This window comes from Photobacterium sp. DNB23_23_1 (genome assembly GCF_052873815.1).
Genome location: NZ_JBNNXT010000020.1, coordinates 1 through 21238 on the forward strand (window position 1 = coordinate 1; position 21238 = coordinate 21238).

Annotated in this window: 21 protein-coding genes and 1 pseudogene; 20 read left to right on the plus strand and 2 right to left on the minus strand. The window is 47.7% G+C overall.

Features of this window, described 5'->3' with window-relative positions:
• A pseudogene (locus ACVA53_RS13800) lies at window positions 1-76 on the minus strand (hypothetical protein); the annotation flags it as partial.
• Between the two features lie 77 nt (window positions 77-153).
• On the opposite strand from ACVA53_RS13800, the gene flgB reads away from it, so the two are divergent.
• The 9 genes from flgB (at window position 154) to flgJ (ending at window position 7834) form a co-directional block, all read left to right on the plus strand.
• Window positions 154-549 carry a flagellar basal body rod protein FlgB gene (flgB, locus tag ACVA53_RS13805; protein WP_255042136.1) on the plus strand — a complete coding sequence of 132 codons (396 nt, stop codon included), beginning with the start codon at window positions 154-156 and terminating at the stop codon, window positions 547-549.
• Between the two features lie 3 nt (window positions 550-552).
• Window positions 553-969: a flagellar basal body rod protein FlgC gene (gene flgC, locus ACVA53_RS13810; protein ID WP_255042137.1), complete on the plus strand. Its 417-nt coding sequence runs from the start codon at window positions 553-555 to the stop codon at window positions 967-969.
• Between the two features lie 17 nt (window positions 970-986).
• Window positions 987-1712: a flagellar hook assembly protein FlgD gene (locus ACVA53_RS13815; RefSeq protein WP_255042138.1), complete on the plus strand. Its 726-nt coding sequence runs from the start codon at window positions 987-989 to the stop codon at window positions 1710-1712.
• Window positions 1713-1718: 6 nt separating this feature from the next.
• Window positions 1719-3005 carry a flagellar hook protein FlgE gene (gene flgE, locus ACVA53_RS13820; RefSeq protein ID WP_446505380.1) on the plus strand — a complete coding sequence of 429 codons (1287 nt, stop codon included), beginning with the start codon at window positions 1719-1721 and terminating at the stop codon, window positions 3003-3005.
• A gap of 278 nt (window positions 3006-3283) precedes the next feature.
• Window positions 3284-4036, plus strand: a complete 753-nt coding sequence (gene flgF / locus ACVA53_RS13825; protein ID WP_255042140.1) for a flagellar basal-body rod protein FlgF — start codon at window positions 3284-3286, stop codon at window positions 4034-4036.
• Between the two features lie 17 nt (window positions 4037-4053).
• Window positions 4054-4842, plus strand: coding sequence for a flagellar basal-body rod protein FlgG (flgG, locus tag ACVA53_RS13830; RefSeq protein WP_107351471.1), 789 nt, complete (start codon window positions 4054-4056; stop codon window positions 4840-4842).
• 13 nt (window positions 4843-4855) lie between these two features.
• The gene (locus tag ACVA53_RS13835) at window positions 4856-5623 is read left to right on the plus strand and encodes a flagellar basal body L-ring protein FlgH (RefSeq protein ID WP_255042142.1); all 768 of its coding nucleotides are present in this window, start codon (window positions 4856-4858) and stop codon (window positions 5621-5623) included.
• Window positions 5624-5626: 3 nt separating this feature from the next.
• Window positions 5627-6745: a flagellar basal body P-ring protein FlgI gene (locus ACVA53_RS13840; RefSeq protein ID WP_446505381.1), complete on the plus strand. Its 1119-nt coding sequence runs from the start codon at window positions 5627-5629 to the stop codon at window positions 6743-6745.
• Between the two features lie 12 nt (window positions 6746-6757).
• Window positions 6758-7834 carry a flagellar assembly peptidoglycan hydrolase FlgJ gene (gene flgJ / locus ACVA53_RS13845; RefSeq protein ID WP_446505382.1) on the plus strand — a complete coding sequence of 359 codons (1077 nt, stop codon included), beginning with the start codon at window positions 6758-6760 and terminating at the stop codon, window positions 7832-7834.
• Between the two features lie 10 nt (window positions 7835-7844).
• On the opposite strand, the gene ACVA53_RS13850 is transcribed toward flgJ, so the two are convergent.
• Window positions 7845-8027 carry a hypothetical protein gene (locus ACVA53_RS13850; RefSeq protein ID WP_255042145.1) on the minus strand — a complete coding sequence of 61 codons (183 nt, stop codon included), beginning with the start codon at window positions 8025-8027 and terminating at the stop codon, window positions 7845-7847.
• A gap of 656 nt (window positions 8028-8683) precedes the next feature.
• Between ACVA53_RS13850 and flgK the strand changes: the two genes are divergently transcribed.
• From flgK to fliE, 11 genes are all read left to right on the plus strand, one after another.
• Entirely contained in the window at window positions 8684-10663 is a 1980-nt protein-coding gene (gene flgK, locus ACVA53_RS13855; protein WP_446505383.1) for a flagellar hook-associated protein FlgK, read from the plus strand.
• 14 nt (window positions 10664-10677) lie between these two features.
• Window positions 10678-11898 (plus strand): flagellar hook-associated protein FlgL, encoded by a 1221-nt coding sequence (gene flgL, locus ACVA53_RS13860; protein WP_446505384.1) that lies wholly within the window; start codon window positions 10678-10680, stop codon window positions 11896-11898.
• A gap of 328 nt (window positions 11899-12226) precedes the next feature.
• Window positions 12227-13672 (plus strand): flagellin, encoded by a 1446-nt coding sequence (locus ACVA53_RS13865; protein WP_446505385.1) that lies wholly within the window; start codon window positions 12227-12229, stop codon window positions 13670-13672.
• A 53-nt stretch (window positions 13673-13725) separates the two neighbouring features.
• Complete coding sequence (locus tag ACVA53_RS13870) at window positions 13726-14139, plus strand: flagellar protein FlaG (RefSeq protein ID WP_446505386.1); 414 nt, start codon at window positions 13726-13728, stop codon at window positions 14137-14139.
• Window positions 14140-14214: 75 nt separating this feature from the next.
• Entirely contained in the window at window positions 14215-15627 is a 1413-nt protein-coding gene (fliD, locus tag ACVA53_RS13875; protein WP_446505387.1) for a flagellar filament capping protein FliD, read from the plus strand.
• An 8-nt stretch (window positions 15628-15635) separates the two neighbouring features.
• Window positions 15636-15929, plus strand: coding sequence for a flagellar biosynthesis protein FliS (locus tag ACVA53_RS13880; RefSeq protein WP_446505388.1), 294 nt, complete (start codon window positions 15636-15638; stop codon window positions 15927-15929).
• Window positions 15930-15942: 13 nt separating this feature from the next.
• Complete coding sequence (gene fliS, locus ACVA53_RS13885) at window positions 15943-16344, plus strand: flagellar export chaperone FliS (protein ID WP_255042155.1); 402 nt, start codon at window positions 15943-15945, stop codon at window positions 16342-16344.
• A 266-nt stretch (window positions 16345-16610) separates the two neighbouring features.
• Complete coding sequence (locus ACVA53_RS13890; protein ID WP_446505389.1) at window positions 16611-18050, plus strand: sigma-54 dependent transcriptional regulator; 1440 nt, start codon at window positions 16611-16613, stop codon at window positions 18048-18050.
• A 237-nt stretch (window positions 18051-18287) separates the two neighbouring features.
• A complete protein-coding gene (locus ACVA53_RS13895; protein ID WP_446505390.1) occupies window positions 18288-19379 on the plus strand; it encodes a sensor histidine kinase in 1092 nt (363 codons plus the stop codon).
• Window positions 19376-20818, plus strand: a complete 1443-nt coding sequence (locus ACVA53_RS13900; protein ID WP_446505391.1) for a sigma-54-dependent transcriptional regulator — start codon at window positions 19376-19378, stop codon at window positions 20816-20818. The genes ACVA53_RS13895 and ACVA53_RS13900 overlap by 4 nt, the downstream gene beginning before the upstream one ends.
• Window positions 20819-20910: 92 nt before the next feature.
• Window positions 20911-21222: a flagellar hook-basal body complex protein FliE gene (gene fliE / locus ACVA53_RS13905; protein ID WP_255042159.1), complete on the plus strand. Its 312-nt coding sequence runs from the start codon at window positions 20911-20913 to the stop codon at window positions 21220-21222.
• The last annotated feature ends 16 nt before the right edge of the window (window positions 21223-21238 follow it).

The following is a 21238-nucleotide window of genomic DNA, read 5'->3' on the forward strand; positions in this document are numbered from 1 at the left end:
TCGCCCATCGCCCATCGCCCATCGCCCATCGCCCATCGCCCATCGCCCATCGCCCATCGCCCATCGCCCATCGCCCAAGTACCTAACTTCCCTTGCCTTACATTCTTGGCACACCCTTTGCTTTCTATCTGGTAACGAATTTTGGAGGCAGACATGTCCATTTCTTTTGATAAAGCATTAGGCGTTCACCAGCATACCGTTGGCGTACGTGCCAAACGTGCAGAAACGCTGGCGAGCAATCTTGCCAATGCCAATACGCCGGGGTACAAGGCGAAAGATATCGACTTTCAGCGGGCTCTCAATGCGGCAACCTCGGAGGCAAAAGTTGGCCTCAGCCGCACTGACGGTCGGCATATCTCTGCCTCCACTCAGGTCATGGGTGAGCAAAAGTACCGCGTACCTACCCAGCCGGACACCGGTGACGGTAATACCGTTGACTCCCAGCTGGAGCAGAACCTGTTTATGCAGAACTCCATTGAGTATCAGGCATCGCTGGATTTTCTTGGATCAAAATTCAAAAACCTGAGCAAGGCACTGACGGGGAATTAATGAATGAGCTTATTTAATATTTTCAATGTATCGGGTTCGGCGATGAGTGCAGAATCGGTACGTCTTAATACCACTTCCAGTAACCTTGCCAATGCCAACAGCGTCAGCAGCTCGGCAGAAGAAACCTATAAAGCAAGGCATCCGGTATTTGCCGCTGAGCTTCAAGGTGCCAGCTACAAGCGCAGTGATAGTGTGCCGGTTCAGGTTAAAGGGATTGTCGAGAGCGAGAAGCCGTTGAGTGCAGAGTACAACCCAGATCACCCGTTGGCCAATGCCGAAGGTTATATCTATAAGCCGAATGTCAATGTGATGGAAGAAATGGCCAACATGATCTCGGCATCTCGTTCATACCAGAACAATGTGCAAGTGGCTGATGCCAGCAAGCAGATGCTGATGAAAACACTGCAGATGGGTAAGTAGGCTAGGGAGTGATGACAATGAGCAGTATTAATGGTGCAGGTTCGAATAACCTCTCTTACCTTGACCAGCTAAAGTCGATGCAGGAAAAGAAGGTTCAGGAAGACCAGAAAGTCACTGGGCAAAATCAGTTACAACAAGAAGACTTCCTGTCTTTGTTAACTAAACAACTAGCCCAACAGGACCCATTTGAACCCGTAGGCAATGATCAGATGATTGCCCAGATGGCATCGTTTGCCACCGTTGACGGCATCGGCCAGATGAACGAGCAGTTCGGTCTGCTAAATACCGCCATGACGTCTAACCAGGCACTGCAGGCATCGACCTTGGTTGGTCAGGATGTACTGGTGCCGAGTGCGACCGGGATGAAAGCTGAAGAGGGCGGGTTAAGCGGCCGTGTGCGCCTGACCAATTCGCTTGACCAAGCCATGATGCGGGTTGAAACCCCACAGGGTGAACTGGTTAAAACCATTAATCTTGGTGCCAAAGCGGCCGGAGACCACGATATCGAGTGGGACGGCAAGAACGATCAAGGCAAGGTGATGCCGGAAGGACAATACACAATTCGGGTATCGGGTCTGGTCGGTGGCGAAACACAGAACTATGACGTATTTACTCATGCCAACGTTAACAGCGTGGTGATGGGGCAGGGAGATGGTCAGGTTCTATTGAACTTAGCCGGTCTCGACAAGCAATTTAACTTGGCTGATGTACTTCAGGTCGGAAAAGCACAAGCGAAAGGATAATCAACTATGAGCATGAATATTGCCTTGAGTGGCCTGGGTGCAGCTCAGAAAGATCTCAACACTACCAGTAATAATATCGCCAACGCCAACACCTATGGCTTCAAGGAATCAAGGGCTGAGTTCTCTGATGTGTATTCGAACTCGATTTTTTCTAACTCGAAGACCACGACTGGTGGCGGTGTTCAGACTGCGACGGTTTCTCAGCAGTTTCATGAAGGCTCCAGTATTTACACTAACAACCCACTGGATTTACGGGTATCGGGCACCGGTTTTTTTGCCGTAGCTCCGAATAAAGCTGAGCCAGCGAACAATAACCTGACTCGCAACGGTGCTTTTCACCTCAATAACAACAACGAGATTGTTAACGCAGAAAACAACTACTTGTTGGGTTACGAGGTAAACCAAGATACTAACTCTGTGGCATCGTATGAGCCGAAGCCGATGACCATTGATGATACTTTTGGTCAACCAAGTATGTCGAATAACGTGAATATTTCGATGAACTTACCAAGTGGTGAGGAAAAGCCCGCTGTTGCACCATTCGATTTCAACAATTCTGACACTTACAATAAGTCAACCTCTTCAACAATTTACGACTCATTGGGTAACCCGCTGAAAATGACAGCTTATTATTCGAAGAGAAACGATAATGTATGGGATGTCTTTTATACCGTTAGTGATAGTGGTGGTGAAAAAGAACTGAATATTGACTCAGGGGTCGATAATGGCACTGGCCACTTAGGCCACCGTTTACGTTTTGATGAAGGTGGGCAGTTAACATCGGGGAGCTCGCATACATCAACGTCTTTTCAGGCTGCGGGGCTACAACTTGGTGGTGCAGATGGTACCCAAACGTTGACGTTTAATTATGACGATCCTACTCAATACGCGGCACCATTTGAAATTCGTAAGCTGGAGGATGAGGACGGTGCTACCACCGGTTATCTGTCCAATGTCGATATAGACTCTGACGGTAATATTCAGGCGTCTTACTCGAACGGTAAAGATAAGGTGATTGGCCGTATTGCTATGGCCCGTGTTGCTAACGAGCAAGGTTTGGCCCAGCTAGGTGGTACTATGTGGAATGCTACCCAAGACTCTGGTGCTACTGTCTGGGGCGATGCCTCACAGGGCTCGTTTGGTTCAATCAAAAACGGTACCTTGGAGCAATCCAATATCGATATGACCCAGGAGCTGGTGGACTTGATCTCTGCCCAGCGTAATTTCCAGGCCAGCTCACGTGCCCTGGATGTGAACAACCAGCTACAGCAGAACATTTTGCAGATCCGCTAATCTCTTTCTGTAATAATCCCCAGCTGTAATAGCGCCGAGCCCATAACACTGGCTGTTATGGGCTTTGGTCAATTTATTGACACCTAAGCCACCAAATTGAAAGTCATGACTAATTGACTAAGCATGACCGCCAATGAAGCGGCAACGTTTTTCCCCTTCATGTTTGTCACTCTCCCTTTTTTGCTTTTATTCTTATTTAAATCAATGCCCTACCTGCTACCGATTTTGATGGTATGCTTTTTGCATTAATACTGCCTATCGATAGAGGGGATTGATAGATGGATCGCGCATTATTTCTAGCCATGAGTGGCGCCAAGCAAGACATGTACGGCATGCAGGTTGCGGCCAACAATTTGGCGAACGTGAATACCACCGGCTTTCGTGCTGATTTGCAGCAGGCGAGAAGTATGCAAGCGTATGGCGAAGGGTTGCCAAGTCGAGTATTTGCTATGACGGAACGTCCGGGCAACAACTTTGAGCAGGGAGCGGTAAAAATGACCGGTCGTGCAATGGACGTGGCCGTTGAAGGCAACGGTTGGCTGGCGGTTCAAGATGTGTCGGGACAAGAAGCATACACCCGTGCTGGCCATTTGAAGATTGATGAGATGGGTATGCTGCAAAACAGCAACGGCCAGCTTATTTTAGGTGACGCCGATGCACCGATCTTTGTCCCACTCCCTATCAACAAAATTGAAATCCAAAAAGACGGCACGGTCAGCATTTTGCCGCAGGGGGCACCACCGGAAGCCATGGTCGCTATCAATCGGATCAAATTGGTTAACCCCAACAACAGTGACTTGTACAAGGACGTCGATGGTTTGTTCAAGCCAACGACCCCGAACCCTCAGGGCTTGGAAGCCGATGCAAGCGTAACCTTGCTCAGTGGCGCATTGGAAGGCAGTAATGTGAATGCTGTGGGTGAAATGGTCAGCATGATTGACCTTCAGCGCCACTTTGAAATGCAAGTCAAATTGATGAAAACCGCAGAAGACATGGATAAATCGTCTTCATCTTTAATGCGAATCGGATAATAGCGAGGAGTTAACGAATGCATCCAGCTCTATGGGTTAGTAAGACTGGTCTTGATGCCCAGCAAACCAATATTTCAACGGTTTCCAATAACCTAGCTAACGCCTCGACAATAGGTTTTAAGAAAAGCCGCCCAGTTTTTGAAGATCTTTTTTACCAGAATATTAACCAGCCTGGCGGTCAGGCAACGCAAGATACTACCTTGCCATCAGGCTTGATGCTGGGTGCCGGCTCAAAAGTGGTCGCCACTCAGAAGGTCTTTACCCAAGGTAATACCCAAACCACCGACAATGCGCTCGATATGATGGTCGAGGGCGATGGCTTCTTCCAGGTTATGCTGCCTGACGGCAACATCGGCTATACCCGTAACGGCCAATTTACCGTGAGTAACGAAGGCCAGATTGTGACCTCTGGCGCGGGCTATGTTCTGGAGCCTGAAATTGTGGTGCCAGACAATGCGGTTGCCATTACAGTCGGCACCGACGGTGAAGTCTCTGCCCGTATTCGAGATCAGCAGGAAAATCAGGTGCTGGGCCAGATCAACCTGACCAACTTCATTAATCCAGGCGGTATGGAGCCGATTGGTCAGAACCTTTACCTACCGACAGGGGCAAGTGGCGACCCGCAAGAGGGGATCCCCGGCCTTGATGGTTTTGGCAGTGTTCGCCAGTCGATGCTGGAAACATCCAATGTGAATGTTACCGAAGAACTGGTCAATATGATCGAGGCACAACGGGTTTACGAGATGAACTCCAAGGTGATTTCTACCGTGGATCAGATGCTGAGCTACGTTAACCAGCAGCTATAACAGGGAGTAAGGTATGGGCAAATATTGGCTGGTTTTACTGGTTGCAATGCTATCGGGTTGTGCGCAGAACTTTGATACTGGCTCTGATCTTGATAGTGCGGTCAGTGAGGTTGATGCGGTTGAGGGCACGACTGAGCAAAGTGATGGCATTATAGGTTTGGTCAGGCAGCGGGAAGACGCGGTACAGGGCGATCCTAACTGGTCTTCTGTTCGTCCGCCAGAGAAGCCGGAGCACTATGCCACTTCTACCGGTTCACTATTTAATACCACCAGCGCCATGGGGCTTTACAACGATTCACGTCCGACTGGGCTCGGTGATATTGTCACCGTATTGCTTGAGGAGAAGACTCAGGCAAGAAAGAGTGCCAGTTCAGATTTGGGCAAATCGACAGATATGAGCATGGAACCGATCATGCTTGGTGGACGTCCGGTGAATATTGGTAACTATGATTTGTCCTATGCCCTTACCAACGATAATTCATTCTCAGGCAGCCTTTCTTCGGATCAAAGCAACAGCTTTTCCGGTTCTATTTCGGTTGAGGTGATTGAAGTGTTACCTAATGGTAACTTGCTGGTGCGAGGAGAAAAGTGGCTGACACTGAACAGCGGTGACGAATATATCCGGGTGAGTGGCACTATTCGCCCAGATGATATCGATTCGGACAACGCTATTCCCTCAACCCGTATCTCCAATGCGCGGATTCAGTACTCGGCGACGGGCGATCGTCAGGATACCCAAGACCCAAGCTGGTTTGGCCGATTCTTCAATGCAGCGATGTAATACATGAAAAAGTTAATCCCAACCCTGTTATTTAGTCTAATACTGACACTTGTCTTGCCTGTGGTTGCACCGCAAGCTCATGCTGCCCGCATTAAAGATGTCGCTGGCGTTGCCGGAGTCAGGGATAACCAATTAGTTGGTTATGGCTTGGTAGTCGGTCTGCCAGGAACCGGTGAGTCATCTTCAGCGTATTATACCGAGCAGAGCTTCCGTGCCATGCTGAATAACTTTGGGATTAATATCCCCGAAGGTGAGCGGTTCCGCACCCGAAATGTCGCGGCGGTGGCCGTCCATGCCACGTTGCCACCTTTTTCCAAGCAAGGTCAACAAATTGATATCACCGTCTCGTCGGTCGGCTCAGCCAAGAGTTTGCGCGGCGGTACGCTCCTGCAAACTTTCCTGAAAGGCTTAGACGGCAATATTTATGCGGTCGCGCAAGGTAGCCTCGTGGTCGGTGGCTTTACCGCCGATGGTGCTGACGGATCGCGAATTGTCAGCAATACCCCAACCGTGGGGACGATCCCTTCTGGCGCGATTGTCGAACAAGAAGTGCCAAACCCGTTTGGCCGTGGTGACTTTCTGACGTTTAACCTCTTCGAGCCGGACTTCTCCACCGCGCAGAACATGGTAGATGCGATTAATAATTTCCTTGGTCCTGATGTGGCTTCGGCCATGGATGCGGCGTCGGTGCGGGTGCGTGCCCCGCGTGATGTTAGCCAGCGTGTGGCTTTCCTTTCAACCATTGAAAATGTGGAATTTGAAACCGCGGATTCAGGGGCGCAGATTATCGTAAATTCGCGCACTGGAACCATTGTTATCGGCCAGCATGTTCGGTTGAAACCAGCCGCCATTACCCATGGCGGGATGACCGTATCCATCAAAGAAAACCTGTCGGCTAGCCAGCCGAATGCCTTTGCCGGTGGCCAAACCATGGTGGTACCCGATAGCGAAATCACCGTTACCGAAGAAGATTCGCGGATGTTCTTGTTTGAACCGGGTGTGAGTCTTGATGATTTGGTTCGTGCCGTGAATCAGGTAGGGGCTGCGCCGTCAGATCTGATGGCAATTTTACAAGCATTGAAACAAGCTGGTGCCATTGAAGGCCAGCTGATCATCATTTAAAGGGAGAGCAAGGTGAAAAGCCCGACCGACACCAGTTTTGTTCTTGATATATCAAGCCTTGATCGCTTGCGAGCCGGGGTGAAAACTGGCAAAGAAGGTGAGAAGGCGAGTCTGCAGGCCGCTGCCGAGCAGTTTGAAGCCATCTTCACCCAGATGATGTTCAAATCGATGCGAGAAGCAAACTCCGCTTTTGAGTCGGACTTGATGAGTAGCCGCAACGCCAAATTCTTTGAACAGATGCATGATGAGCAGATGGCCAGTGAGTTGAGCCGCAGCAATTCACTGGGTCTTGCCGATATGATTGTTCAGCAGCTTGGTGCCCACCAAGATGAGAGCGCGGTGAAGCAAAGTGATGGTACGCTAAATAAAGAACAGCCGTTTGTTGAGCTAGACAAAGGCGGCAAGACCCTGCCCTTTGAGCGGCAAGATAATCGTACCGAGATGAATAACCAAAGCATTTCACCTGTAATCCATAAAAATACCTTATCTGAATCATCCATGAGCGAAGAAGAGATTACTCAGATAGCCAATAAAGCGATTGCCCAGCGTAATATGGCGAATAGTGCTCCTGTCTCTGCTATGCAAGCAGAAGGAGCACCAATGCCAGAAAGCTTTGATTCTCCGCAAGCCTTTGTTTCACATATGGCCCCCTATGCTCGTCGGACCGCTAATGTGTTGGGGGTCGATCCTGCGGTATTGATAGCCCAAGCCGCTCTTGAAACAGGGTGGGGCAAGAAAGTGATCAGTAATGCCGCTGGTAACAGCAATAACCTGTTTAACATTAAGGCTGATCCAAGCTGGAAAGGGGATAAAATGGCGACGCAAACCTTGGAGTATCATCAAGGTATTGCCGTGCAAGAACGTGCAGCATTTCGTTCTTATGACTCTTTCGATGAAAGCTTTAATGATTATGCGCAGTTCTTAAAGCGGAACCCAAGGTATTCGGTTGCGCTAGAAAATACGCAAGATCCGAAAGCGTTTATTAATGAGATCCACAAAGCCGGTTATGCGACCGATCCTAGATACAGCGATAAAGTGATGCGGGTATTTGATCAGGTCAGTGACTTGATGGATAAAGAGCAGCAATAAAAGATAAAATTTAAACAAACACATCTACAATTGATGAAATGATATTCAGTGTGTCCTCACTTTCAGACAGGGCAGATTTAATTTCATTCGTCTGTACTTTTTCTTGGTTGCCCTCCCGAATATTATCTAACACCACAGGTGCAATAATCTCTTTGATAGCATAGCCGAGTAATGTTGCAAGGCCAATGTTCATAATCACCACCAATGGTTTTTTACTGATTAGATAAAGTAATTATATAGACAAGTTATACTGATTATCTAGTGTAAATTAGTGTAAATCGAAATAAATTGTAAATGTTAGGTCGGGTTAACGGTGGTGTTGTGTTGTTAACTTGTATCTTTGTCGGTGATTTAGCCATGATTCCCCGTTGATTATTGATGGGGGCAACAATTATTTTATCTTTTATAGTAAATTCAATGTTTTATTTTTGTTGGTGAGGGGCGTATATGGCTATGTATCACGTTTGTCAAAATAATGGCTATTTTTTGTCAGTTGATATTCACAAAGAATAATATCAACAGTTGACTTTTTAATTTATTATTCAGTCCTCTAATTTAGTTAATGATTTTAATCTTAAATTAAATATAAGGTATGGGGTACTGAAAAGAGTTTAGGCTGTTTCTTAGTACCAATAACCTCAAAATATGTCTCTTTAGTTGGCGTCAAAAATACCGCTGGAAGCTAATATATTACGGTTATTTTCAATCTAGCCAATGCTGCTTGATTAACTTCCTGTAATTTCGCTATTCAATTCATTGACTTTAAGTACGTTGGCCTGATTTTTGCATTTGTTTTTATTGTTTGGGCGATTGGTGTGATTGCCGCTGGAGTTGGCTGGAGATAAAGGTATGGCGCTAGATTTATTGAATATAGGCATGAGTGGGCTGAGAACGACTCAGAAGCAGCTTAATGTTACCAGCCATAATATCAGTAACGTCAACACGCCGGGATACAGTCGCCAGAGCGCTGAGCAAAAAGCAGATGATGCGCATTGGATAGGCGGTAGTCAGTATGGCACTGGCGCTTATATTGATAACGTCCGCCGCGCTTATGATCAGTTTGCATCGCGTGAACTAACTCAGTCAACCACTCAGCTTCATAATGCTAATGAAAGTCATGCCCAACTTGCGGTGATGGATGAATTCATCTCCAACAATGCCAGCAAAACCATTACTAGTATGAACGATTACTATGATTCGGTAAAAAGCTTGGCGGATCACCCCAATGACTTGGGTTCAAGAAAAGCGGTACTGGAAAATGCCTCGCTTGTCAGTCAAACCGTCAACAGTACCTACGATACGCTTTCTAGTATGCAGCGTGATGTGAATGATCAATTAGTGGCAACGGTTGACCGAGTGAATTCCCTAGGGCAAGAAATTGCCACCTTGAACAAGCGGATCCAGGAAAACCCTGCCGGCGAAAAAAATGACTTGTTCGATAAACAGCAAAGCTTAATCAATGAATTGGCCCAGTACACGAAAGTGACGGCTTTAAAGGGGAAGGATAACCTTGCCAATACCGTTATTATCGGTGATGGCCAAACCTTGGTTTCGGGAACCGAATCGTCTCGCCTAACAGTGATCCCCGGTGAGCCAGATCCACTGCAGACCCGAATCGCGGTGGATGATGGCCACAATGCAACCCCTCTTAATGCTGAAAATATGGGTGGCATTTTAGGTGCGATGATTGGCTTTCGCACTGACGTAGTGGAACGGAGCATCGATGAAGTGGGCCGTATGGCAATAGGGTTTGCAGGACAGGTTAATACCATTCAGCGTCAAGGCTTGGATTTAAACGGAGATACAGGTAAAGAACTGTATGCCGATGTTAATGACCCTAGAGCCATGGCTCAGCGAGTACTTAAGCCTCTAGGTAGCGCAGCAGATTTGGCCGTAGGGATTGAGGATGTGTCAAAGCTTCAACTTGGCGACTATAAATTGCAGGCGACCGATAACGGTGGCAGCTACCGATATCAGGTGTTTAATAGCCAGGGAGAAGAAGTATTCAGCGAAAACATTGATGCGGCTGACCCGCAGGTTATTCGGGTCGATGGGATGAAGATTGATGTCAGCCAGCCTCCTGCTGATGATGAAGTCATCACCCTGAGGCCTGTTAGGCTTGGTGGTGCGCAAATGGCGATGAGTGCAACGGAGCCAGCAGATATTGCTGCCCAGCGTATCGTTTCTCCCGCGGCGGAAAATATGGGGAACGGCCAGCTTGAGGCACTCGATACAGCACAAGTGTTCGGGCAATATGACGTGGTGATTAATGAAAATGGTAACCGCTTATCTGTCTACGATAATGAGGGTAAAAAAATAGATTTGGTTGAGGTTGATGTAAACGGTAACCCTACAACAACCAAGAATATTAAATACCCGATACATGACAATGTCATTCGGTTTGCTGACACCTCAATGGTGCCAGACCCTAATGGTTTTGAAACCTTGACGTTGACAGGGCAGGCACAGGGTAACGATCGTTTTACTGTCCACCTGAATGCAGATAAAGCCGAAGGTGACAATAGCAACTTGATGGCCATGCAGCACTTGCAGACGAACAAATCAATGAATAATGGTCGCTCTAGTGTCATTGACTTGTTTCAGAACCTCACAACCGACGTGGGTATCCAGAAGATGAACGCTGAAAAATTCGGCCAAATCAGCCAGCTTGATTTTGATGCGGCAACAGAACGAGTGTCGAGTGTCTCTGGAGTGAACTTGGACGAGGAAGCGGCCAACTTAATGAAGTTCCAGCAGGCTTATATGGCCTCATCGCGGATTATGAGCGTGGCCCGTGAAACCTTCGATACGCTGATGCGTGCGGTGTAAAGCGAGGAGCAATTATGATTAATCGTGTATCGACATTCTCTCAGTACCAAAATTTGACCTCTAACCTGATGCGCAAGCAAGGGGCAGTGAATAACACCAATGAGCAACTGGCTACCGGTAAGCGGATCAAGACCGCCGGAGATGATCCGATTGCTTCTGTTTCGACCCAAAACTACAAGCAACAATTGGTGCAAATAGAACAGTTTCAAAAGTCGATCACATTGGCCAATAACCGTTTAGGGACGCTCGAAACTTCACTGAAAAATGTCGAATCCCATATCGATAGCTCTAAGCAAAAAATGATTGGTATGATTAATGGTGCAATGGCGGGTGATGATAAAACGGCATTTAAAAATGAGTTGGAAAGCCTTTACGAAGGATTGCTGAATCTAGCTAATACCCAAGATGAAGGTGGTAACTATGTGTTCGCTGGCCATCAGGTGCGGACCCAACCGTTTGTCGAAAATGCCAATGGTGATGTGCAATATCAGGGGGACAGCGGGTTTCGCCAAGCGCGTATTGATACCTCGGTACATGTAGATACCAGCCAGCCTGGCAATCTGGTTTTTATGGGCATTGATAACCCATTTGGTGACTACCGACCAGATTATGCAGGGCTTCAAGCTGAATCAGGGTTGTCATTACTTTCTGCTACCAACCAGGATCTCAATGACCCAACCACATACAGCGTGACGTTTGTCGATGATGGTCAGGGTGGCTTGAACTACGAGCTATACGGGAATAACCAGCTACTTGATACTCAAGGCTACGATCCTGCCAAGGGGATTCAGTACACAGACCCGAATCCAGAAAGCCAAATCCATCTTGATTTTCAGTTTAAGGGGGATATCAAAGCTGATGATAGTATCACCTTGGATAAGGCTCCGACGATTGACTTGTTCCAGACAATGAATGATGCCATTAAATATTCTGAGTATCCGACGTCTTCACCTGAAGCGAGGGCGAGCCTGCAGCGTTCAATAGAAGAGCTTAATGGCAGTTATGTCCATATGAACCAGCGACGTGCAGAAGTCGGTACCGAGTTGAAAACCCTCGAAACGTACGAATCTCAACATAAAGATTTTGAACTGAGTCTCAACAAAGCCAAAGGCAGCCTGGAAGACTTAGATTACAGCAAAGCCATTATTGAGTTGAACGAAGACATGCTGGCTCTTCAGGCCTCCCAAGCGGCATTCAATCAAACCAAGCAGCTTAGCCTGTTCAACTACATGTAATACCCAGCCAACTAAGATAGAGCGGCAGTGCTTTGCCGCTTTTTCATTAAACGTCACTTTTATTGCTAATGTGGCAAATTTATCCTTGTAGCTCTTAGTCCATAATGGAAACTTTTGCATCGTCCATCGTCCATCGTCCATCGTCCATCGTCCATCGTCCATCGTCCATCGTCCATCGTCCATCGTCCATCGTCCATCGCCAGCAAAAACTTTTTTTAAAAAAATCCTAAAGGTATTTTCACCCGTGCCGTTAACAGAAGTACTTAAAGAAAAATAGATATTTACCCCCCGCTAATAGGCTGGGTTGTAACTCAACAAGGAGCGATATATGTCTGTTACCGTAAATTCAAACGTTTCAGCGATGACGGCCCAGCGTCACCTAGGTTCAGCCACAAATAACGTAAGCAGCAGCATGGAGCGTTTGTCTTCTGGCTTGCGTATCAACAGTGCAGCTGACGATGCGGCGGGTCTGCAAATCTCTAACCGTCTAACCAGCCAGAGCAATGGCTTGAGCGTAGCCATGCGTAACGCCAACGACGGTATCTCGATTGCCCAAACCGCTGAAGGTGCGATGCAGGAATCGACTAATATCATGCAGCGTATGCGTGACTTGTCTTTGCAGGCGTCAAATGGTTCTAACTCAGCCGAAGACCGTGAAGCATTGAATAAAGAAATCGGAGCATTGCAAGACGAGCTAACCCGTATCTCAGACACGACCACTTTTGGTGGCCAGAACTTGCTAGACGGCTCTTATGGTACTCAGGACTTCCAGGTCGGTGCCAATGCCAATGAAACTATTTCTCTAACGCTTGGTGACATGTCTGCCAGTGCGCTAGGTGCAACATCTGCAAATTCAGGTGTTAGCGACTTAGGTGACCATGCTGCTGCAACCTTTGGTGGTGCTGCTACAGCGGGGTCAAAAAATCAGGTGTTAAGTGCAAATGAAACACTGACTGTTAATGTCGGTTCGGGCTCTAGTGATGTAACTATTGCAGAAGATTCGACAGCAACAGAAGCAGCTCGTGCAATTAATAATGCCAAAACAGGTGTTACTGCAGACACAGCAGTGAATGCGCAGCTAAGTGCTGTAGCTAACTTTGAAGGAACAATTGCAGTCGGTGATACAGAAGTTGAAGTGCTTGCCTCAGATGATGCTGATGCGATTGCCAAAAAGTTAAATGACGCTGGTATTACTGCCGATTCAGATGGTTCAGAAGTTAGTTTGAATGCTACAGGTGTTGATGGTGTTGTTGTGACTGCTGCAGCTGGTAATGCGGGTGCGATTACTGTTGATAGCACTGAAAGTGATGGCGCAATAGTTGTTGATGATGGGACTAATGGTGGACCAGATGCACAAGTTACAGCCTCTTTGACTTTCTCGTCAGATAAAAGCTTTAGTGTTGAGTCATCAAGTACGGAGCTAATTGGTGATACTGATGGATTTGGTGCAACAGCTTCATTCAACTCAGTAGATTCAATTGACATCACATCGGCTGCTGGCGCACAAGCTGCTGTTGACATTATCGATGGTGCGATTGCCCAGATTGACAACCAGCGTGCAGAATTGGGTGCGGTACAGAACCGTTTTGACCACACGCTAAACAACCTAGCAAACATCAACGAAAACGTAAATGCATCGAACAGCCGTATCAAGGATGTTGACTTTGCGACGGAAACGGTTGATTTGACCAAGAACCAAATCCTACAACAGGCATCAACCTCGATTCTTGCGCAAGCAAAAATGAATCCACAGGCGGCATTGAGCCTACTGTAAGTTAGTAAAAATAAAGCATGGCTTTCGGGCCATGCTTCTATCAGGAGGACGTGATGGCAGTAAATAATGACAGCGCATCATGGTTACCTGTTACCCAACCCAACTCTCGCCTTGAGCAGGAAAAACCTGCGACACCAGCACTTAATGCGCAATATCAACTGAGCGCGATAGATCACCCTCAAAACACTCGTTCTGTGGACAAACCCAAAGAAGTGCAACCGAGCCAAGAATCAGAAGAGCTAATGTCATACCCTTCTGAGCATCAGTTGGAGCAGTTAGAAGCATTGTCTCAGCGGTTAAACCGAGAGTTGAAGTTCGAGCTGGATGAAGAAAGTGGGGAGCAGGTCGTGTATATCTTCAGCAAGCAAACCGGTGAGCTGATCAGGCAGATCCCTGCCCAGGAGTTGCTTGAGCTTAATACCAAGTTGGCGCAACACCCGCTGACATCGCTGAGTGAAAAAATATAATTTTGGCTTGAATTTTGCATTTAATTTGCAATAAACATTCGTCTATATTGAATTTACACTGTCTGGGGAGTGGGCATGGCAGGATTGGCAGTCGGTGGTTTGGGCTCGGGCCTTGATGTTACCGGTATGACACAGCAGTTGGTTGCGGCTGAGCGGATGCCCAAAGAGCAGCGCATCCAGTCAGAGATGTCAAAGGTTGAGGTTAGCTTAAGCGCCTATGGTCAGGTGAAGGCTAGTGCCAGCGCAGTACATGACTTGGTCGAGAAGTACGAAAAAGAAGAATCCTTCCACAGTAAAAGTGCTACTTCTTCAGATAACAGCTATGTCGATGTATCAGTTGAAAGCCATGCACAAAATGGCAGCTATTCGGTAGAAGTTAAGCAATTGGCCCAAAGTCACAAAGTTGCCAGTGCAGACAGTTTTGATGCTGATCCGGATATTAGCTTAGGCTCAGGCGATATTGTTATCGCGATCGGTGATGATAGCTTTACCCTATCCGTTGATCCAGACAAAAGCAGTTTGAAAGATGTGGTAGAGGCGATCAATAAATCGAACGATAACCCAGGTGTTACTGCCACCATCATTACTGATGATGATGGAGCCAAGATTGTATTCTCTAGCACTCAAACAGGTGAGAGCAATAAAATCAGCATTGATGCTTCAGCGGCCACCGGTGAGTTAGTCAAATTGAGCTATGACCCTGATGATCCTGCAAGTACGCCAGAAATGTTGGAAATGCAAGAAGCACAAGATGCGCAAATTATCATCGACGGCTTCTCCACCATTACAAGTGATACCAATAAATTTGAAGATGCCATTGATGGGGTCACGTTTGATGTCAGCCAGATCACAGGCACGTTAGCGACGGGGGATGAGACCGACGATATTGATGTAAAGAACGTTCGTATTGAAATCTCAAATGATACCTCCAAACCTAAGAATGCGGTTACCGAGTTTACTGATACCTACAATGAGCTGGTTGAACTCGTTAGCTCTCAGTCTAAATATGATCTTGAAACGGAATCTGCAGGTCCGTTAGTCGGAGATAGCCTTTCTCGCTCACTGTTGAGTCAGATGCGTAATGTGATGAATGAAGGTGTCACCGTCAATGGTCAAGAATACTTTCTATCCGACTTCGGTGTCGGGATGGATCGCTACGGTAAATTGGAAGTGGATACTGAAGAGCTCGACGACATGCTTGACGAGAACTTCCAAGCCTTTGCTGCCTTTTTCAATGGTGACGATGAAAACGGTTTTTTATATAAAGTTGATGATCTGCTGGACGGCTTTGTCGGTAATGATGGTTCGATAACGTCAAAAGAAGACAGCTTGAAAGAGCAAAGAACTCGGTTGAATGATGATCTTGCAACGCTGGATGAGCGAATGCAAGCTTTCGAAGATCGGACTTATAAACAGCTAACCGCGATGGATTCGGCAATATATAAAATGAATAATGAACTCAATACAATGATGAGCCTATTGTACTAGGGATACCCATGCAAGAGTTAGCAAATTTAGAACGACATATAAAGGCCTTGCTAGAACTTGAGGATTACCCAGATGATTTTCCCGAGCAGCTTGAGCAACTCGTCGCGGCAAGGCATGAACGCGTTAAATTAATCCTGGCTGATCAAGAACGCCTCAGCCGGGAAACCTTTGAGGACGTCCAGCAACGTACTCGCGATTTGAAAGCACTACTAGAACAAAATAAAGCCCGTATCAGGCAGAAACTCCTGACCGCCAAGCAAGGCAAAAAATCAGTCTCTGTCTATAAAATGTATCAAAAATAAATAGGAAATAACTATGCGTGGTTCGCTTCAGGCATATAAACAAGTCTCCGTTAACTCTCAGTTGGCCAGCGCATCGCCACACCGTGTAGTACTAATGTTACTATCAGGTGCGATTGAGCGTTTGGTTCAAGCCAAAGCGGCGATGGAGCAGGGGAATACGTCAGTGAAAGGTGAGCGAGTGTCTAAGGCACTGGCGATTATCGGCACATTGCGTGACAGCCTGTCGATGGAAGATGGCGGCGATATCGCAACCAACCTTGATAGCTTGTACGACTTCATGATGCGCCATGTGATTGAGGGCAACTCGAACAACCAGCCGGAAAAGTTCACCGAAGTGGTCGATTTACTACGTGAAATTAAGTCGGCGTGGGAGCAAATCCCTGCTGAATTTCACCACTTAGCAGAAGAATCATAACAGCCTGCCAATACGGTTGTGAGGTTTTTCTCGATTCTCTCCAGTATAAAATCTACTCGATAGCTATCTCAGCTTATTTTTCACTGGGATAGCTTCACAGCTTTTGCTCACCGTTGGTTGCCTTCTTCTGTACTTTAATTACAATGGTCGGATAAGATTTGAAGTGGTTTCTCGTCGCATTAGGCAGTGTTTTTCATAGTTTTGAATATGAAAGTCGATAATGTTAGTACGAAATAACTCTTAAGTAGGCAGGCAAACTCTTTTCTATGCAAGTTCATACCCTCGTTATTGATGATGACCAACAGCATCGCCATGATTTAAGCGTGATCCTTTCCTTTATTGGTGAGCAGTATGAGGCATATTCGTCTCTAGAGGTTAACAGTACGCACGGTGAAAAAGAGTGGGGGGCATGTTTACTAGGCAAGGTCAGTTCCAGTCAGTCATTGAGCACGCTGCTTAATTTTTTGCGCACCCATAACCACATTCCAGTGATCTCCATGAGCGATCATGAAAGTGAACTGGCATCTTTACCCAATTATATCGGCAACCTCGACAAGCCATTGCACTATGGCCAATTGATGGATGCCTTCCGCCATTGCAAAGAGTTTTTGGGCAAGCAAACTTTCCAATTACCCTCTCTGGGCCGCAAGAATACTTTGTTCCGTAGTATGGTTGGGCGCAGCGAAGCCATTAGCCAGATCCGCCATTTGATGGAGCAAGTCGCTTCAACAGATGCCAGCGTATTGATTTTCGGCGAGTCAGGCACGGGTAAAGAGGTTGTCGCGCGTAATATCCATTACCACTCGACGCGAGGCAAAGGGCCATTTGTGCCGGTTAACTGTGGAGCTATCCCACCCGATCTGCTGGAGAGCGAACTTTTCGGTCATGAAAAAGGGGCTTTTACCGGTGCAGTTTCTACGCGTAAGGGCCGCTTTGAGCTGGCCGAAGGTGGTACCTTGTTCTTGGATGAAATTGGCGACATGCCAATGTCCATGCAGGTGAAGCTGCTGCGTGTATTGCAGGAGCGCTGCTTTGAGCGTGTGGGTGGTAGTGAAACGATAAAAGCGGATGTGCGTATTGTTGCGGCAACGCATCGTGATCTCGAATCAATGATTGCCGATGAAAAATTCCGTGAAGATCTGTATTACCGCTTGAACGTCTTCCCAATTGAGATGCCGGCCCTTCGCGAGCGAATGGAAGATATTCCTTTACTGCTGCAAGAGCTATTGGCTCGGATGGAAGCCCAAGGTGCTAAGCCTATCCACTTTACTCCTCGCGCTGTCACCTCTTTGATGGAGCATGATTGGCCAGGCAATATTCGTGAGTTGGCTAACTTGGTTGAGCGTTTGATCATTCTTTATCCGGGCGAAATGGTAGACATCAGTCACTTGCCGATGAAGTATCGCTACAGCCAGTTCCCAGAGTTCCAGCCGGAAGAAAACTTCCTGTCGGTAGACGATCATGAAAGGCTGGCATTGGCTGATATGTTTAGCAGCCATAGTTCGGAGCTGGATGATGCTCAGGGTCACAGTGATTTACCGCCGGAAGGGGTGAACTTGAAGGAAATGCTGGCAGAGCTAGAAATTGACATGATCAGCCAAGCTCTGGAAGCGCAGGGCGGGGTTGTTGCCCGGGCAGCTGACATGCTGGGAATGCGCCGCACCACCTTGGTTGAAAAAATGCGCAAATATGGCTTAAGTCGCTAGTCAAAATACCATCATTCCTAAGGCGCCAAATTATTGGCGTCTTTTTTATCTTCCCCTATGGATAACGTGCTGATAATCAAGATATAATTATGGCACTATTCATGCATGCTTCTTGTTCTTGGCATTTTATAATGGCATTTTTTGACAGCGTAGTGCTGGACGTTCCACGCCGAGCTCGTAGCTCATTTCTTTCTTTACGCGTCGCGATGTGCCCATTTTCGTTTTATTAGGTTTTCCATGGATGATAATCAGCCAGCCCTGAGTACCCCGCTTACTTCAAGTTCCGCTTTGGGGACATTGTCACAGCAAGTTAGCCGCTATCAGCAGGTGCTGGAAGTGATGCCATCTGGGGTGATTTTTTTGGATCCGGGCGGTATTGTCCACGAGGCCAACCCCGAAGCAATTCGTTTGCTTGGCGAGCCGCTACTGGACCAGCGCTGGGTCGATGTTATCCATCGGGCTTTCTCTCCCCGTGACGATGACGGCCATGAGATCTCATTGAAAAACGGCCGTAGGGTGAAACTGGCTATCTCGGCATCGAACAGCGGCCAGCTGATTTTCATCACCGACATGACAGAAACTCGCCTGTTGCAGTCAAGGGTCAGTGAAATGCAGCGTCTGTCATCACTTGGCAAAATGGTGGCGTCATTAGCACACCAAGTAAGGACGCCGTTATCCAGTGCGATGTTATATGCCTCTAATTTGGCCGCACCGAATTTGACGGCGCCAATGCGAGAGCGTTTTCAGGGCAAGCTTGTCGATCGCTTGCATGACTTGGAAAAGCAAGTAAATGACATGTTGTTGTTTGCCAAAGGTGGCGACAACAAAGTGGTGGAGTGCTTTAGCCTTGAAACCCTGCTCAATGAACTGGATAGCATGGTCGAAGCACAGGTGCTGGGCAACCACGTTGATTTCAGTATTGATTGTGACGACGAATCTTTGCAGCTATTGGGCAACGCCAATGCATTGGCGAGTGCGGTCAGCAACTTGATCACCAATGCCATCCAAATGGCGGGCAAGCAGTGCCGGGTCGCGGTGAAGGTTGTCGAGCAAAGTGGTTGGATCCATTTGGCGGTATTGGATAACGGACCGGGCATCGCCCCTGAGATGCAACAGAAAATCTTGGAGCCTTTTTACACCACGCGCCAACAGGGAACCGGACTTGGATTGGCGGTAGTGCAAATGGTCGCCAGTGCCCACAAGGGAAGGTTAACCGTAGAATCTGAGCTCGGAAAAGGGGCTTGCTTTACCTTATCATTGCCGCAAGCTGAGGCCGCTCAAGAAGAGCACAATGAACAACAATTGGATCCGACAGGAGTAACACTATGAACCCAAACCGTGTTTTGGTTGTCGAGGATGACGAGGGGTTACGCGAAGCCTTGGTTGATACACTGGCATTGGCCGGTTACCACTCGCTGGAGGCTGATAGCGCCGAACAGGCCCTGTTGACGCTCAAAGCCAATACGGTCGATATCGTCGTGTCGGATGTTCAAATGGCCGGAATGGATGGCCTGGGTTTGCTACGCAGTATCAAGCAGCACTGGCCTAAGTTGCCGGTTTTGCTGATGACTGCATATGCCAATATCGAAGATGCCGTCTCGGCGATGAAAGACGGCGCGATTGACTATATGGCCAAGCCATTTGCCCCTGAAGTGTTGCTCAATATGGTCAGTCGCTATGCGCCGGTGAAAAGTGAAAACGGCCATACCGTTGCCGCTGACGAAAAGTCATTGAAACTACTGGCATTGGCTGAGAAAGTTGCCAAGACGGATGCGAGTGTGATGGTGCTGGGCCCCAGTGGTTCGGGAAAAGAAGTGATGTCGCGCTATATCCATCAGCACTCGAACCGCAGTGACGGTCCTTTTGTGGCGATTAATTGCGCCGCCATTCCAGACAATATGCTTGAAGCGACCCTGTTTGGTTATGAAAAAGGGGCGTTTACCGGTGCCATTCAAGCGTGTCCAGGCAAGTTCGAGCAAGCTCAGGGCGGGACAATTCTGCTTGATGAAATCAGTGAAATGGACTTGAACTTGCAGGCCAAACTGCTAAGGGTATTGCAGGAGCGTGAGGTTGAACGCCTGGGTGGCCGTAAGAGTATCAAGTTGGATGTCCGCGTTCTGGCAACCAGCAACCGTGATTTGAAAGAGTATGTTGCGCAAGGTCATTTCCGTGAGGACTTGTATTACCGTCTCAATGTGTTTCCGCTGCTGTGGCCGGCACTGTCCGAACGGCCGGGGGATATTGAGCCGTTGGCGAAATATTTGATGGCGCGCCACTGTAGCAAACAGGGGCAGCCGATCCCTGATTTTTCACCCGCGGCAATGGGTAAACTCAAGCAGTACTCCTGGCCGGGCAATGTTCGGGAGCTCGACAATGTGATTCAACGGGCGTTGATCTTGCGTCATGGTCAATCGGTGGTGGAGTCTGATATTTTGCTCGAAGGGCTGGACTGGCTGCAGGCCGATGGCTTACAGACGTTGATTGAACCCATGGCGAGCACGCACTTTGGTGATGAGGCAACCGGTGTGTCACATGCGGTGCCGAATGTGGCAACGGAGCAACAGGCTGCTGAATCAGCAAAAATGGCAACACCAGCGGATGGGTTAGGAAATGAGCTGCGGGAACAAGAGTTTTCGATTATTCTAGACACCATTCGTGCCTGCGATGGACGGCGCAAGGATGTTGCGGAAAAATTAGGGATCAGTCCAAGAACGCTGCGCTATAAATTGGCAAAAATGCGTGATGCTGGAATAGATATCCCAGTTTGAATACCGTAATGATGGACGAATTCCTTCATACTTAACGTGATAATATTTATAAAATTATTCGGCGACAACATTTTGACGGGTAGGAGAGAGTAATGAAAGTAAATGGACTTCAGGCCGAAATGCAGGCCATGCAACTGGAAGCAACCAACGCATCCCGCCCGGCAACCGGTCAACAGGTCAGCGCTGATTTCGGGGCCATGCTGGGCGATGCCATCAAAGGCGTTAACCAGGTGCAGTCACAATCCAATGATTTAGCAACACGTTTCGACCAAGGCGACCGCAGTGTTTCCCTGTCTGATGTCATGATTGCGCGTAACAAATCCAGCGTTGCTTTCGAAGCGACGGTACAGGTACGTAATAAAATGGTCGAAGCGTACAAAGAACTCATGAATATGCCGGTCTAATTTAGGAATATAGTGC

Excerpts from the sequence above, each read along its gene's own strand:
- ACVA53_RS13850 (WP_255042145.1), bottom strand. The coding sequence starts at position 8,027 with ATGAACATTGGCCTTGCAACATTACTCGGCTATGCTATCAAAGAGATT.
- ACVA53_RS13865 (WP_446505385.1), top strand. The coding sequence starts at position 12,227 with ATGTCTGTTACCGTAAATTCAAACGTTTCAGCGATGACGGCCCAGCGT.
- ACVA53_RS13840 (WP_446505381.1), top strand. The coding sequence starts at position 5,627 with ATGAAAAAGTTAATCCCAACCCTGTTATTTAGTCTAATACTGACACTT.
- fliS (WP_255042155.1), top strand. The coding sequence starts at position 15,943 with ATGCGTGGTTCGCTTCAGGCATATAAACAAGTCTCCGTTAACTCTCAG.
- flgK (WP_446505383.1), top strand. The coding sequence starts at position 8,684 with ATGGCGCTAGATTTATTGAATATAGGCATGAGTGGGCTGAGAACGACT.
- fliE (WP_255042159.1), top strand. The coding sequence starts at position 20,911 with ATGAAAGTAAATGGACTTCAGGCCGAAATGCAGGCCATGCAACTGGAA.
- flgL (WP_446505384.1), top strand. The coding sequence starts at position 10,678 with ATGATTAATCGTGTATCGACATTCTCTCAGTACCAAAATTTGACCTCT.
- ACVA53_RS13815 (WP_255042138.1), top strand. The coding sequence starts at position 987 with ATGAGCAGTATTAATGGTGCAGGTTCGAATAACCTCTCTTACCTTGAC.
- flgC (WP_255042137.1), top strand. The coding sequence starts at position 553 with ATGAGCTTATTTAATATTTTCAATGTATCGGGTTCGGCGATGAGTGCA.
- flgE (WP_446505380.1), top strand. The coding sequence starts at position 1,719 with ATGAGCATGAATATTGCCTTGAGTGGCCTGGGTGCAGCTCAGAAAGAT.
- ACVA53_RS13890 (WP_446505389.1), top strand. The coding sequence starts at position 16,611 with ATGCAAGTTCATACCCTCGTTATTGATGATGACCAACAGCATCGCCAT.
- ACVA53_RS13880 (WP_446505388.1), top strand. The coding sequence starts at position 15,636 with ATGCAAGAGTTAGCAAATTTAGAACGACATATAAAGGCCTTGCTAGAA.
- flgF (WP_255042140.1), top strand. The coding sequence starts at position 3,284 with ATGGATCGCGCATTATTTCTAGCCATGAGTGGCGCCAAGCAAGACATG.
- fliD (WP_446505387.1), top strand. The coding sequence starts at position 14,215 with ATGGCAGGATTGGCAGTCGGTGGTTTGGGCTCGGGCCTTGATGTTACC.
- ACVA53_RS13895 (WP_446505390.1), top strand. The coding sequence starts at position 18,288 with ATGGATGATAATCAGCCAGCCCTGAGTACCCCGCTTACTTCAAGTTCC.
- ACVA53_RS13900 (WP_446505391.1), top strand. The coding sequence starts at position 19,376 with ATGAACCCAAACCGTGTTTTGGTTGTCGAGGATGACGAGGGGTTACGC.
- ACVA53_RS13835 (WP_255042142.1), top strand. The coding sequence starts at position 4,856 with ATGGGCAAATATTGGCTGGTTTTACTGGTTGCAATGCTATCGGGTTGT.
- ACVA53_RS13870 (WP_446505386.1), top strand. The coding sequence starts at position 13,726 with ATGGCAGTAAATAATGACAGCGCATCATGGTTACCTGTTACCCAACCC.
- flgB (WP_255042136.1), top strand. The coding sequence starts at position 154 with ATGTCCATTTCTTTTGATAAAGCATTAGGCGTTCACCAGCATACCGTT.
- flgG (WP_107351471.1), top strand. The coding sequence starts at position 4,054 with ATGCATCCAGCTCTATGGGTTAGTAAGACTGGTCTTGATGCCCAGCAA.